The following is a 14,016-nucleotide window of genomic DNA, read 5'->3' as shown; positions in this document are numbered from 1 at the left end:
CATGAAATAGCATCTTTTGCTTTTGTGTTGTAATGCAAATGTGTTCATTATCTTTCTTTTTATTGTTTTAAAAATTTAAATGTAAATATTCCAGCTTGTGTGTGTGCCTTAATAATATAAGTAGCACCAAGTAGCACTGCTACTGATATCGACTCTTCATTATAAATAAACTTTGTCAATGCAGCTCTTCCATTCATATCGAATAAGGTTATGCTAGCCCCGTTTTCAATACCACTAACCACAATTTCTTGTGTTGCGGCATTGTATCGGAAATCTATATTATTTGATAAGGTCTCGTTGCCTATAGATGAGAAGTCTTCTCCGACAATGTTGTAAAACTCCTTCCATACCTCGGCATTACTATATGCCTCTTCCGATCCTGCGGGAACATGAAGGGTACAAGTGGTTTTACCTACACCTCTGAATGTATAAATGTCTATATCTAAAGGTTCTTTTATTACGATATAAATATCCTTTAATGCTGTACAATAATAAAAAGCTTCTTCGCCTATACTTGTCACACTTTCGGGTATAGTAATAGAAGCTAAACTACTACATCCAGAAAAAGTATTACCTCCAATAGAAGTAACACCATCAGGAATGTTTATAGAAGTTAAACTGCTACACCCCGAAAAAGTACTACCTCCAATAGTAGTAACCTCATCAGGAATGTTGATAGAAGTTAAACTACTACAATTCTCAAAAGCCCTTTCTCCAATACTTACCACACTATTAGGGATAATTAAAGAAGCTAAACTACTACACCACTCAAAAGCATTAGATTCAATAATAATAAGGTCATCGGGTAGAGCTATCGAAGTTAAACTAAAACAACGCTCAAAAGTTTTAGATCTAATACGAGTTACCCTATTAGACATAATTACAGATGTTAAATCATTACAATAAGAAAAAGCCCCTTCTCCAATATTTACCACATTATTAGGAATAGTTAAAGAAGTTAAGCTACTACATTTGGAAAAAGCAGAATTACCAATACTTATTACATTCTTAGGAATAGCAATGGAGATAAAACTACTACAACCGGAAAATGCCCCTTCTCCAATATTTGTAACATCTTCAGGAATGTTTATGGATGTTAAACTTGTGCATCTTGTAAAAGAAAAACGTCCAATAGCAGTAACACCTTCGGGAATGATTATAGATGTTAAACTTGTACATTCATAGAAAGCGCTTTCTCCAATAGTAGTAACACCTTCGGGAATGATTATAGAAGCTAAGCTACTACAACCTGAAAAAGCTCTATCTCCAATGCTTGTTACACTTTCAGGAATGACAACAGAGGTTAAACTACTACAACCTGAAAAAGCTCTATCTCCAATGCTTGTTACACTTTCAGGAATGTTTATAGAAGCTAAACTACTACATCCAGAAAAAGCTCCTACTCCAATATTAGTAACACCTTTGGGAATGACTATAGAAGTTAAACTACTACAACCTGAAAAAGCAAAACTACCAATATTAGTAACACTTTCAGGAAGGATTATAGAGGTTAAACGCCAACAACCATAAAAAGCATAACCTCCAATATTAGTAATTCCTGATTCTATAATAACTTCTTTTATTAAATCACGATAGTCATACCAAGGGACTTTTGAATAATTATTATAATCCCACATCTCTCCCTCTCCACTAATGGTTAGTGTAGCATCATCTAATTTCCAAGTAAGATTATCACCACAGGTTCCATTCTGTGCCATGATGGTAAAGCTAAAAAGTAAAAATAAAAGCATAAAATAACATCGTTTGCTTTTGTGCCGCAATGTAAATGTGTTCATTGTAAAATAAGTTTGGGTCTTCTTCACTTCCCTGAAGAAGGTTGTAAATTCGAAGAAGCGTGGGAAATGTTCTGCTTACCCGCCTTGAGGTACGACCAAGCACCTGCGTAGAAATAAACAGCCAATCCCACGCCTATCGGGATATATACTAAGGAAGTATATATGACAAGCATGAGCATCTTCTGCCGTTTTATCCTTCTACTTTAATTTGGTCGTTTTCAAGACGAGGATAAAAGCCGAAACGCTTCTATAAAATAAATCTGTCAGGCTTTTACTCCTAACAGCTACAAATATAAATATTTATTGGGATAATTAGCTGTAAAGCATTTGTGAATCTTACAGTAAAATGCAGATTTGAAACTCAGTTATTGTATTTCTTTAAAGTATTTATTTTACCATTTCAATAAAGTCAGAAAGGATAGCATCTTTGTTCAGATATTTGATTGCATAGTTGTATGCATTTTTTTTGATTTCCGAAAGGTCGGAATCCATGGCTTTTTCAATTGCTGCGAGTAATGCTTCAGACGATTCGGGCTCGCATAAAATACCCATATTATGTTCTTCTGTAACTTCGTATAACGATGTCTTGGGTAGGGCTGTTATAACAGCACATCCACCTACAGCTAATATTCCGGTGAGCTTGCTGGGCATAACCAAGTCAGAAGCTTTTTTCTTTTGCAGTACTAGATGTATATCGGCCATTGCCAATAAGGCAGGGAGATCTTCGTAAGGTTGTAGCGGATAAAATTTCACATTCGTAAGTTGCTGCTGGTTAACCATTTCTTCCAGCTTTTCGCGTCCAACTCCCGAACCTACCATCACAAAGTGTATGTCTTTACGATTTTTAAGTGCTGTTGCGGCATCTATCACTATTTCCAGTCCTTGTTTTTCGCCCATGTTTCCCGAGTATAGGATAACTATGTCATCTAGCGGAATATCAAACTTTTTTCTCAACGACTGTTCCTTTGGTAGCGGACGTATAGTGTTAAGGTCTACCCAATTAGGAAGCATAATTACTTTACTGGGAGATACACCTTTTGCTTCTATTTTGTTACGCATCCCTTTTGTTAAAGTCGATACGTAATTACTTTTCTTTAATAAAAATCTTTCAAGCTTGAACATTGTGTTCAGGGCTGTTCCGTTCGATAACATATTCAGGTTCATTGCAGCGTCGATTTGCAAATCTTGAATATGTGTTACCAATTTAGCCCCTTTCAGCTTTGAATATATAAGTGCGGGTAAACTTAAATGAAAAGGAGGAGATACACATATTACTAAATCGTATTTCTTTCTGAACATAGCTCCAAGCCAACGAAAAGAACTGTTTATGGCGAATGATGTTTCGTGAAGTATCCTTTTTTTTGAGCTTACTTTTTTTCCGTTTTTATTTCTTTTTGGAATATATAACGGACAACGGTATACTTTAACCCCATTTTTTGTTTCTTTTTTCCACAGCTTTCCTTTATACTCGGCATGAATTTCCCATTCGGGGTAATATGGCATTGCAGTAAAAACGCTGACATCATGTCCGTTAGATGCTAGCCATTCGGCCATTTCGCCCGAATATTTTCCAATACCGGTTAGTTCGGGAGAATAATTAATACCGTAAATAAGGATTCTCATTCTGTTTATATTATAAAGTTTACCAACGAGATTTAACAGGTTTTGCAGGATTACCTTCGCAAATAGTATTTGCAGGTAAGTTATTTTTTACAACTGAGCATGCCGAAACAACACAGTCGGTTCCAATAGTTATATCCGGACAAACAAAGCATGATGCGCCTACCCAGCTTCCATCTTCAAGTGTTATAGGACCGTTACGATAAGGCATTTCAGGCTTTTTATAGTTATGGTTGCCTCCACATAAAAAAGCACGTTGGCTAATGCATACGTTGTTGCCTATTTTTAACAACTCAAAATTTAAAAGAAAAGACTCTTCGCCAATCCAAACATAATTACCAATTTCTAGTTTCCACGGCATATGGATGTTTACGCGAGGCTTTATAACAACTCCAGTACCTACTTTGGCTCCAAACTTTCGTAAAAGAAATGCTTTTAAAGAGTTAGGGTATGGTAATGCCGACAAAAAAAATAAAACTTTTACAAGATACCAGCAAATTTCTTTTATTTTACTGCTGCCTCTGTTTAATCCTACAGAAGGATCAAAATCTTGGAGTTTTACCTGAGATTGAGTCATATCAATAATAGAATTCATTTTAATATTGCAACTCTTCGCTTATATTTCATGTACAAAAATAGTCATTTTTTTAGATCTTTTTGCCTGTCAATGTCGTTATCAGTATTAAAATAAGATTTATATAAAACAATATCTTTTATCTTATTGTTTTATTAAAACGAAATATTGTACTTAAAATTGTTGTAAATCTAAAGTCTGCTATCTTTGCACGCTTAAGAAGTATTAAATTTAGAAACTCTAATATGGCACATAGTTTAATAAAAGGACAGCGTGTAAACCTTGAGAAAGTTGCGGGTACAGGGCTCACAAATTTTTCTATAGGTGTTAGTTGGGGCGGTATTCTGAACCAAACTACACAAAAAAAATTTCTAGGGTTGAGATCTAAAACTATAAACGAGACTATTATTGCTAATCTCGATTTAAATTGTGCGATGTTCAACACTAAGGGTACTATGGTCGACCATATTTATTCGCCTGTAATCAATCCGGAATTATTATTAGCCTATGGTTTACCCGAAGGCAAATTAGTGTCAGACACTCAGGCTTTAGAATATAGAAAAGATAATCATGAAATTTTTGGCGGTAAAGTTATAAATGTTGATTTAACGAAGCTTGGAGAGAATGTTGAGCGTATTTTCTTTTTTCTGAACTGTTCGTCCGATGAGGATTTTTCGCAAATACCTTATGTGAAAACTAAAATATTTGAAAATGCTTCGTCCGAAAGAGTAAATGTTTATTCTGAATTTAATGTTACAGCACAGCCTCGTTACGTAAAATCGAAAACACTGATTGTTGGCGAAATATACCGAAAAGGGAGTGTTTGGCGATTTAATGCCATTGGCGATGTGCTTGCTTGTGAAAATATCGGAGAAACTATTCAATCTATAAACAAGCATTACCTGATTTAATCATTAGTCTTAAAATTCTGCAATCTTAGAACTGGATCGGCTTTTATTTGTTTTGTAATAAGAAGATTCAGCCTAAAAGGTAATATATTTGTATACTATATTAATCGCTTATAATAAAGTAAGGATTGTTTTGGTAAATATTGATTAATGGAACATAAAAAACATTTAATAGGACTAACAGAGAAGCAGGTTTTAGAAAGTAGGGCAAAATATGGGAGAAATATATTATCCCCTGCGAAGAAGGAGCCTTTGTGGAAACTATTCCTCGAAAAATTTAAGGATCCTATTATAAGAATTTTATTGATTGCTGCATTTCTTTCGTTAGGAATAGCCATCTTCGAACACATATCGGACGGTGAAGGTCATTATGCTGAAACGTTTGGAATTTTTTGTGCAATATTTCTTGCAACAGGAGTTGCGTTCTGGTTTGAACGCGATGCAAACAAAAAGTTTGATATTCTGAATCAGGTAAACGACGACACCCTGGTAAAAGTTATTCGAGAGGGGAATGTTATTGAAATTCCGAAGCAGGATATAGTTGTCGGCGATACAATTTTGCTCGAAACAGGTGATGAAGTTCCGGCTGACGGAGAATTGATAGAGGCTGTATCGTTACAAATAGATGAATCGAGTTTGACAGGCGAACCGATAATAAATAAAACCACAAATCCAGACGATTTTGATGAAGAAGCCACTTACCGGTCGAATATGGTAATGCGTGGAACCAATGTTATGGATGGCCATGGTATATTTATTGTACAAATGGTTGGAGACGCAACTGAGTATGGGAAAGTTGCAGAAAAATCGACTGAATTTACAGGAAAAGAGACTCCTCTTAACCAGCAGCTTGATGGGTTGGCTAAATTTATAGGTTTTGTAGGTTTACTGTTGGCAGGGCTTACGTTTTCTGTACTTTTTCTGAAAGATATATTTAGAGGGACAGTGGTATACACTCCTCAACAATTAATTACTCAGGGTGCTATTATTATAGGGCTGGGCGTTGCTCTGGTAAAAATTTGGGTTCCTATTTTGTATGGAGGTTTAGAACTTCGTAAAAAGGCGACTAAACTACCTCGGAGTATTGAGAACGGTAGTTGGATTAAATGGTTAGTTACAGGGTTATTAACTACTGCGATAATATTGGGTGTTGCTTTTTTGTTCGGAGTCGATCTGTTCGATTCCCGTTCTTGGATAAGTATTGACACGGCCAGCTACATTTTACAATATTTTATGGTGGCTGTTACTCTTATAGTAGTAGCAGTACCCGAAGGATTGCCAATGAGTGTAACTTTGAGTTTGGCGCTTAGTATGCGGCGAATGCTTAAAACTAATAATCTTGTACGTAAAATGCATGCGTGCGAAACAATGGGAGCCGCTACCGTAATTTGTACTGATAAAACAGGAACACTTACTCAAAACCAAATGAGGGTTCACGAGACTCAATTTTTTGCCCTTAAAGATCAAAAGTTGAATGATGATAAAATAAGTAACTTAGTTGTAGAAGGTATATCAGTTAACTCAACAGCTTATCTTGATTTTTCTGATCCTCAGAAAGTAAAAACATTGGGAAATCCTACCGAAGCAGCACTACTACTTTGGCTTAATGATAATGGGATTAACTATCTGGATTATAGAGAAAATACTGAAATAGTAGAGCAGTTGACATTTTCGACCGAGCGTAAATATATGGCTACGCTTGTTAAATCTCCTTTATTGGGTAAAATGATCTTGTATATAAAGGGTGCTCCGGAGATTGTCATGACAAAGTGCGACGAAGTTCTTACCAATGAAGGAACCTTGTCCATTCAAACAGAAAAGGATGCAATAGAAAGACAGCTTTTGCAATATCAGAATCAGGCAATGCGAACATTAGGGTTTGCCTGTAAAGTTATAGAAGATGGTGATGTTAATGATGCAGATATTGCAGAATTGGCAAAAAACGATCTTACTTTCTTAGGTATAGTGGCCATAGCCGACCCTGTGCGTAAAGATGTTCCTGCTGCTGTTGCCGAGTGTTTGGAGGCAGGAATTGATATTAAGATTGTGACAGGCGATACGCCTGCTACGGCAAGGGAAATCGGTCGTCAGATAGGAATATGGAAGGAAACCGATTCGGACGAAAATATTATAACAGGAGTAGGTTTTGAGGCTTTAAGTGACGAGGAAGCTCTGGAAAGAGTAATGAAACTTAAAATTATGTGTCGGGCACGTCCTACTGATAAGCAGCGTCTTGTGGAATTGCTTCAACAAAATGGAGCAATAGTAGCAGTAACGGGCGATGGAACAAACGATGCCCCTGCTTTAAATCATGCAGATGTGGGTTTGTCAATGGGTACAGGTACTTCGGTTGCAAAAGAAGCCAGTGATATAACCTTACTCGACGATTCGTTTAAAAGTATAGCTACCGCAGTTATGTGGGGACGTTCGTTGTATAAAAATATACAGCGATTTCTATTGTTCCAGTTGACCATTAATGTAACTGCTCTTATCATCGTTTTTCTGGGTTCAATATTCGGGCACGATTTGCCGCTTACTGTAACTCAAATGCTTTGGGTAAATCTTATAATGGATACGTTTGCAGCCGGAGCTTTAGCTTCGCTACCTCCTGACGAGGATGTGATGAAAGAGAAACCTCGTCGGAACAAAGACTTTATTATAAGACCGCCAATGAGAAACAGTATATTGTGGACAGGCTTTTCGTTTGTGATTATTTTGCTGGGCATGTTGTTTTATTTTAGAACACCAGAAGCTCTGTCCGAATTTTTCGGACATGCCGGCGATACTCTTAAAGACCAAAAGGCTTATTTTTTGTCGTTCTTTTTTACTGTTTTTGTTATGCTTCAGTTTTGGAACATGTTTAATGCGAAGGCATTTCAAACAGGAAAATCGGCATTCAAACGGATGCACGAAAGTTCGGGTTTTATTACTGTGGCAATTATAATACTTATCGGGCAAATATTAATAGTAACGTTTGGAGGAAGTGTTTTCCGTACTGTACCACTGCAAATACAAGATTGGTTGATAATAATCGGGGTAACGTCGTTAGTATTCTGGATAGGTGAGATAGCACGTTTTATAAAAAAGAAATCTGCATAAACCGACAACTTTATAACCTTGTAATTTGTTAATATATAGAGAGATGTAATGTATTAACAAAAAAATTAGGTTATGAATAACGATTTACGACATGAAGTGAAAAGAACAGCCAGAAACTGGTGGATTTCGCTGTTGGTAGGTATTGTTAGCATTGGTTTAGGTATTTGGTGCTTTATTAGGCTCGATACTACTTTTCTTGCTCTTTCGTTTGTATTTGTTGCCGGATTCCTTATTAGCGGTCTGTTCGATATTATGTATGCTTCTTCAAATCGTGAAAATAGCGGTTGGGGGTGGTATTTGGCAATTGGTATTATCGATATTATATTTGGTATAGTTTTGTTGGCTAATCCGTTGTTGGCTCCGGTTGTATTAGCTTATTTTATCGCATTCTGGCTTATGTTTCAATCGTTTTGGGGTATTGGTATATCTATGGATTTACAACGCCTTAATCGTAAAGGTTGGGGGTGGTTGCTTGCTTGGGCAATATTAGGTCTTCTATTATCTGTTCTTTTACTTGTACAACCCGAAATAACCGGAATAATTGCCGCTATAGTTACTGCATCTGTGTTTATCGTATACGGAATATTTCGGGTTATATTGGGTATAAGTGGGAAAAACGGATAAAATGTCCCCTAAAATAAAGAAGCTCCGAAACTGTTTATTATCAGTCGTTTCGGAGCTTTCTTTGAGGTTCCTGGCGGGAACCGCTTGTTAAGCTATTTATTTAGCTGAAAATCAGCTAATTGATCCTTTTTATCCATATTGCAATGTACACTTTTTGCACACTTTAAAGACAAACCTTCATATTTCTTCGCTACAAATGTATTATTAAAATCCGAAATCCGCAAATCATCATAAGATATTGTACCACAATGGAGCCTATATAGTTTGAGCAAAAATTCAGTTTAACCATAATTTTAGCGCAATGTACACCACACAAATACAGCACACCATATCGCTAAACTGATTAAAATTAGCCACTAATTTCATTGATTCTGTCGATCTGCTTACCGAGGAAATACTCTACATATTTGCTATAGTTTCCTGTTTCATAAAACTCAATCAGCCCCCTTCTGTAGTTCAAAATATCGGCATCTTTGGATGAGTAGACTGGAATAATATCAGCGTTCATTAAAACAACGCTTTCAATCATTCTGGAGGTACGTTTATTGCCATCGATGAACGGTTGGAGCTTTGCTATATTGCAATGCAAATAAACAGCTCTTTCCAGTGGATTCTCATATTGATTCTGGTCGTACAGTATCTTATTAAGCCTTGCCCGAATATCAGCGATATTTTTGGGTGGTATATAATCTGTGCCACTAATCCGCACTGCCCTGTTTCTTAAATAGCCTGATTCTTCACTGGAGACTAACCCGGAGGATATGGATTGATGTATCCGGAAAAGCGATCTTTCATCGATTTCTTCAGTGTTCTTTTGCTTATTGATATACTCTACCTCTGAAATGAACGTATTATATAGATTCTTTAGCATCCGGGCGTCCTCATATCTTTTTTCGGAAGTGATGCCGTCTTTCAGTAACGCTTCTGTTTCGACGTAGGTGTAGGTATTGCCTTCGATTTTACCCGAATAGTAACACCACACAACAGCCAAATCTTTTATCTCTCCAGAGCTTAGGTCAGACAATTTTGCTAATGGGCTATCTAATATAATTTGAGCATTACTAAAATCATCTGCGGAGAATATTATTTCTTTTTTCATATCCATATTTTATATTGCAAAGATAGAATGTTTTTCTTGTTTAATTGATAATCAGGAAAACAGATGTTTCCAGAAATAAAAAAGGTGCAAGAAACCTAAGTCTCTTACACCTTTCATACACACCTAAAAACTACCATTCTTTCTGATTCTATCGCGGAAGCAGAGGGACTCGAACCCCCAGAACGTTTCACCGTTCGGCTCTTTAGCAAAGAGCTGGTTTCACCAATTCACCCATACTTCCAGTATTATTGACTGGCAGGACTTAAACCTGCATTTGTAGTACTCCAATCATTATAGTTTCGCTGCTACACGCTGCGTTATTCCACATTAGGTAATGCGCATACCTAAATGGCCACATTTGCTAATCTATAATAGCGTCTATCAATTTCGCCACAGTCAATAAATTGTGGAGGTGGAGGGGATCAAACCCTCGTCCATACAAACTATCCTCAATGAATATACTTACGCCATAGCTCGTTTTGTCTGAACAAGCAAACATATTTCTCTTTCGAGAAAAGGGCCGACGGTTTGTCGAGTTCCACCACCAGACTTCTAAATTTCAAACTCCATCTGGGAAGTTGATTTAACTTGCTTTACGCAGCAGCCATAACAGCTGTTGGGCGTGCAAACATATTGATTACGTTTGCTGCTTTGGCAGAAACCTTGTTTCCCCAAGCTTTGATTTTATTTTTGCCAGTTAATTGTTTTGTACTTTTGATGTGTGGTATGCACAACCACAGGCGATTCATTTACTTTTATTCGCTGTCAAAATCAGTCACCCCCATAGCCCGACAAGCAGGGCTTGAACCTGCGACCTCCCAAACAATAGGATGGGCGCTCTACCAACTGAGCTATCACCGGAAATTTAAGGCCAAACTATTTCACAATAACTTGGCCTCCATGACTAATCCAATAAAACAATCTTATTACCATGAAAATATTGCGTCTCCAGAAGGGCTTGAACCTCCGACCATCACCTTAACAGGGTGCCGCTCTACCAACTGAGCTATAGAGACATGTTGCAGCATCATTACAAATACTTTAGCTATATTTGCAAACTCAAAATGCAATCTGGGTTGATGCTGCTATACAAATGGCAAGTAGAAAGAAGCTGCCTCATTTTAGTAAAGACATGCGTGATAACATAGTTGCAATCTGTGTTATCATCCAAACAATAGTATCAATATTGATTGGTCTTTTGAAGTAGCATTTTATGCCAATTGATGAAGGGGTCAAGCCACACAAGTAGATGCAACTACTATAGCAAGTTTGAGATATGGTTAAAAACCGCCAAGAAATACTGGAGTATCTCATTGTGTATGGCTTCCCTTCTTTTTAATTACTTAATGTTCCACATTCGATTTGTGTTATCGGCATTGAACAAGACGTCGATATTAGCATCTTCCTTTTTCTCAATAATGTCCCAAGCCTTCAAGCTAATAAACTGTTCCGCCGTAAGTCCCATTTCTCTCTGGTAGGCTTTATCCGAAACTGCTCGTTGTCGTTCGGCCTGTTCTCGCGCATCTTCCATCTCTTTCCTTCGCTCCTGAGTTTGCTTTGCCTGAATCTGGGCAGCCGTATTATTCATTTCAGTAAGCTGGGCATTATTGGGTATCGCGCGCCCAGTAATAACATTTTCGACTATAATGGGAAATTCTTTATCTAGGGAAAGTTTGTCTATATATCGGACCATATCGGATTTAACACACGAGTCAATGTGGGCGATCACTTCCCTATTACTGGTTAAATCAAACGGCGAATATTGAGAAACATAATGTCGCGTTAGATTCGTATAATTTTCTTTAATATTGTTATCATACCAATTGATTCCGTAATTTTTCAGCAATACCGGCGACTTTCCTTCTTTGATCTTTAGAGTAATCATTGTGTTAAAGTCAAGCGGAGTGTTTTCGTTGGAGATAATGTCATCCAATGGTTCCGGATATTTGATAGGGACAATCTTAAAATAATCGCTGCTTGTTGATCCCCAGCACCAGGACAGACCAGTTTTTACAGGTTTTTCATCCACACCACCGTGGCCGAAAAACCAAGGTTTATGAGTTAATACCGCTTCTTCGTCTGCATCCGGGCTTACAAAATGGCAGCTCGTTAACGAAACGCACGCAAACAGTGCGACAATCAAATACATGAATTTCTTCATAAAATAAATCTGTTTTTAATAATTAAAATTTCAAAGAACTCTGATGGCACGCCCATCATTGTGCCCCCAAAAGGATTTGAACCTCTGACGCGTAGAACTTCAATCTACCGCTCTACCAGGCTGAGCTATAAGGGCAACGGATTATAAAAAGATGAAATCGGAAAATTAACTAAGGAATTTCGAAAAGATTTTTATCGAAATTTTGTTCTTCAGATTGAGAGAGGAAAGACCTTTGTTTTCTTCTTTCAATTGTTTGATACGGGTTTTGTTGTGAGAGATGTTAGCTTTGATTTCTTTGTTCAAGTTCTCTAAGTCTAACTTGGCCTGACTGAATGCGCTGAGAATGCTGCTTCTTCTTTGATTGTAATTCATAATAATCTGCTTAAAAATTAATTAGTTGCGGAGACCGGACTCGAACCGATGACCTCCAGATAATGAGTCTGGCGAGCTACCACTGCTCCACTCCGCGATATATTCAATCAGTTATTTACTATGAATAGCGATTTAGCTGATTGAAAGTTGATGCTTTATGATATTTTTTGGTAGAATTACCTATTTCAGATGAAGATTTTAGAAATAGCTATTATTTGTTGCCGAAATCCGCTGGAGTTTCACCCCACTTTTTGTTGTCCCAATGCTTGATTGTAATTGTGTCTATATCGGCGGCAAATAATTTCAAGAAAACTTCCGCTTTTTGAAGTTCTTTGTTGCGTTTTTTAGAAGCAGTTTTTTTATTTCGAAACCAAGTTATAGCTGTTACGCTATCGGTATAAATAACGCGAGGCTGAAAATCATTTTCAATAATGTATTTTGCAGCGTCAACAACCGCTAAGAATTCTCCAATATTTACTGTTTGATTTCCGAGATTCTTATAAAACAGTCTTTCTCCAGTTTGAATGTCTATACCTTGATGTTCAGTAACTGATCTTTTTGTTGAGTGAGCAGCATCAGTAGCTATTCCGTCATTCGGACGATGCGAACTCATATTTACCAATATTTTGTAGGTGTTGGTACAAGTTTCACCTTATCTTTATCAAAAACATGAGGCTGTTGCCTTACTTCTGAATTTACCCAAAATTTACAAATAGGTTCATAAAACATTTTGTTCCTACAAGTAATCTTATACAATTTAATTGTATCATGGTACCATTTACGACCTTGAACTTTTATAGCTGCCTTTTTTCGTTTTCTGGGCAGCTTGGGTTTTTTAATGTCGCCTTTGTCTGAACTGAACGCCATCTTTCTCGTAGTATTTCATTAGTAAATCAGCTTGTTCTGAGAAATCATCGACAACTTGTTGTAAGTCTTTGATGTCCATTCTTTTTTCCAGAATTCCTCTTACTCCAGCAACAGTCTTGACCGAATCTTTTTTTCCATCAACCGGATCAAACAAGATGGTTTTGTTGCCAAATTTGACTTCAATCTTATAAAGAGCTTTCGGAACATAAGTAGTCTCCACTGTTGCTTTAAAAGACACGGGATTTACTTCGATGGCGATATATCCATTCTTTTCTTTCATTGGGATAAGTGTCGCATCGTACAATATGTTCGGAACAATTATATTGGATAGTTTTTGGTCTATGATACAGATTTTCTTTGGATATTCAGAATCTTGTCTTACTCCAACAATTCTTCCTGTTTTTGGATTTTGTGACACAAAACTAATATATGCCCCTGTCTGTTCAGATTTGATAAACTTTAGCTTTGTGTAGATTTTCTTTGGTTGCTCACCCGCATTTGTTTCCATTCTTAAATTATAATTTTAAATTGTTCAAAATAAAAAACCGCCAATCAGGTTGTGATTGACGGTACAAATATATATCCTTATTTGCAATTCCCAAAGGAATTTTTAATCATTATTTCGTTGTAAATATCTGATATTCAGGCTATTGTAGTTAAACTGAATTTGTATTTATAAACAATATGTTATGTTGTTTTTCAGTGATTTACCAATAAATCGCTATGTCGATTTTAACATATTGAATATTTTTGTTTTTAATAGTCAATTTCTTTATCTTTTTTAAGTTCATCAACATTTGGAAGATCAAATTCACCACTCTCATTTGTATAATATAATTGAAAAGTAGTCCACTTAGTAATTGAAAAGTATACCACTAAGTGTCTCGGACGAGATG

At 36.7% G+C, this 14,016-nt stretch carries 10 protein-coding genes, 5 tRNA genes and 1 other RNA gene; 3 read left to right on the top strand and 13 right to left on the bottom strand.

Going from position 1 to position 14,016, the window contains the following annotated elements:
* Positions 1-59: 59 nt before the first annotated feature.
* The 3 genes from D0T53_RS12605 to D0T53_RS12595 form a co-directional block, all read right to left on the bottom strand.
* Positions 60-1,718 carry a leucine-rich repeat domain-containing protein gene (locus D0T53_RS12605; protein WP_221411541.1) on the bottom strand — a complete coding sequence of 553 codons (1,659 nt, stop codon included), beginning with the start codon at positions 1,716-1,718 and terminating at the stop codon, positions 60-62.
* A gap of 465 nt (positions 1,719-2,183) precedes the next feature.
* A complete protein-coding gene (locus tag D0T53_RS12600; protein WP_163268447.1) occupies positions 2,184-3,419 on the bottom strand; it encodes a WcaI family glycosyltransferase in 1,236 nt (411 codons plus the stop codon).
* 19 nt (positions 3,420-3,438) lie between these two features.
* Positions 3,439-4,011, bottom strand: a complete 573-nt coding sequence (locus tag D0T53_RS12595) for a WcaF family extracellular polysaccharide biosynthesis acetyltransferase (protein ID WP_163268445.1) — start codon at positions 4,009-4,011, stop codon at positions 3,439-3,441.
* Between the two features lie 224 nt (positions 4,012-4,235).
* On the opposite strand from D0T53_RS12595, the gene D0T53_RS12590 reads away from it, so the two are divergent.
* From D0T53_RS12590 to D0T53_RS12580, 3 genes are all read left to right on the top strand, one after another.
* Positions 4,236-4,901: a TerD family protein gene (locus tag D0T53_RS12590; RefSeq protein WP_163268443.1), complete on the top strand. Its 666-nt coding sequence runs from the start codon at positions 4,236-4,238 to the stop codon at positions 4,899-4,901.
* Positions 4,902-5,048: 147 nt separating this feature from the next.
* Complete coding sequence (locus D0T53_RS12585) at positions 5,049-7,997, top strand: calcium-translocating P-type ATPase, PMCA-type (RefSeq protein WP_163268441.1); 2,949 nt, start codon at positions 5,049-5,051, stop codon at positions 7,995-7,997.
* A 72-nt stretch (positions 7,998-8,069) separates the two neighbouring features.
* A complete protein-coding gene (locus D0T53_RS12580) occupies positions 8,070-8,621 on the top strand; it encodes an HdeD family acid-resistance protein (RefSeq protein ID WP_163268439.1) in 552 nt (183 codons plus the stop codon).
* A 349-nt stretch (positions 8,622-8,970) separates the two neighbouring features.
* On the opposite strand, the gene D0T53_RS12575 is transcribed toward D0T53_RS12580, so the two are convergent.
* The 10 genes from D0T53_RS12575 to D0T53_RS12530 all read right to left on the bottom strand — a co-directional run bounded on the left by D0T53_RS12575 (position 8,971) and on the right by D0T53_RS12530 (position 13,628).
* Positions 8,971-9,720: a Fic family protein gene (locus tag D0T53_RS12575; RefSeq protein WP_163268437.1), complete on the bottom strand. Its 750-nt coding sequence runs from the start codon at positions 9,718-9,720 to the stop codon at positions 8,971-8,973.
* A gap of 154 nt (positions 9,721-9,874) precedes the next feature.
* Positions 9,875-9,961, bottom strand: a tRNA-Ser gene (locus D0T53_RS12570).
* 163 nt (positions 9,962-10,124) lie between these two features.
* Positions 10,125-10,503: a transfer-messenger RNA gene (ssrA, locus tag D0T53_RS12565) on the bottom strand.
* Positions 10,504-10,507: 4 nt separating this feature from the next.
* Positions 10,508-10,581: transfer RNA gene (locus D0T53_RS12560), tRNA-OTHER, on the bottom strand.
* Between the two features lie 82 nt (positions 10,582-10,663).
* Positions 10,664-10,736: transfer RNA gene (locus tag D0T53_RS12555), tRNA-Asn, on the bottom strand.
* Between the two features lie 323 nt (positions 10,737-11,059).
* Positions 11,060-11,881 (bottom strand): SPFH domain-containing protein, encoded by an 822-nt coding sequence (locus D0T53_RS12550; RefSeq protein WP_163268435.1) that lies wholly within the window; start codon positions 11,879-11,881, stop codon positions 11,060-11,062.
* Positions 11,882-11,942: 61 nt separating this feature from the next.
* Positions 11,943-12,016: transfer RNA gene (locus D0T53_RS12545), tRNA-Phe, on the bottom strand.
* A 262-nt stretch (positions 12,017-12,278) separates the two neighbouring features.
* Positions 12,279-12,350 (bottom strand) — tRNA-Met (locus D0T53_RS12540).
* 114 nt (positions 12,351-12,464) lie between these two features.
* The gene (locus tag D0T53_RS12535) at positions 12,465-12,866 is read right to left on the bottom strand and encodes a ribonuclease H (protein WP_163268433.1); all 402 of its coding nucleotides are present in this window, start codon (positions 12,864-12,866) and stop codon (positions 12,465-12,467) included.
* Positions 12,867-13,088: 222 nt separating this feature from the next.
* The gene (locus D0T53_RS12530) at positions 13,089-13,628 is read right to left on the bottom strand and encodes a hypothetical protein (protein WP_163268431.1); all 540 of its coding nucleotides are present in this window, start codon (positions 13,626-13,628) and stop codon (positions 13,089-13,091) included.
* Positions 13,629-14,016: the final 388 nt, after the last annotated feature.

Origin of the sequence: Dysgonomonas sp. 216, assembly GCF_010501065.1 — a bacterium.
Taxonomy (GTDB): domain Bacteria; phylum Bacteroidota; class Bacteroidia; order Bacteroidales; family Dysgonomonadaceae; genus QVMM01.
Note: the sequence above shows the minus strand (reverse complement) of the source record. Positions and strands in the feature narration are given on the sequence as shown.

Coding starts and splice junctions, on each gene's coding strand:
- D0T53_RS12550 (WP_163268435.1), bottom strand. CDS start 11,881: ATGAAGAAATTCATGTATTTGATTGTCGCACTGTTTGCGTGCGTTTCG.
- D0T53_RS12605 (WP_221411541.1), bottom strand. CDS start 1,718: ATGGCACAGAATGGAACCTGTGGTGATAATCTTACTTGGAAATTAGAT.
- D0T53_RS12600 (WP_163268447.1), bottom strand. CDS start 3,419: ATGAGAATCCTTATTTACGGTATTAATTATTCTCCCGAACTAACCGGT.
- D0T53_RS12580 (WP_163268439.1), top strand. CDS start 8,070: ATGAATAACGATTTACGACATGAAGTGAAAAGAACAGCCAGAAACTGG.
- D0T53_RS12595 (WP_163268445.1), bottom strand. CDS start 4,011: ATGAATTCTATTATTGATATGACTCAATCTCAGGTAAAACTCCAAGAT.
- D0T53_RS12575 (WP_163268437.1), bottom strand. CDS start 9,720: ATGAAAAAAGAAATAATATTCTCCGCAGATGATTTTAGTAATGCTCAA.
- D0T53_RS12585 (WP_163268441.1), top strand. CDS start 5,049: ATGGAACATAAAAAACATTTAATAGGACTAACAGAGAAGCAGGTTTTA.
- D0T53_RS12530 (WP_163268431.1), bottom strand. CDS start 13,628: ATGGAAACAAATGCGGGTGAGCAACCAAAGAAAATCTACACAAAGCTA.
- D0T53_RS12590 (WP_163268443.1), top strand. CDS start 4,236: ATGGCACATAGTTTAATAAAAGGACAGCGTGTAAACCTTGAGAAAGTT.
- D0T53_RS12535 (WP_163268433.1), bottom strand. CDS start 12,866: ATGAGTTCGCATCGTCCGAATGACGGAATAGCTACTGATGCTGCTCAC.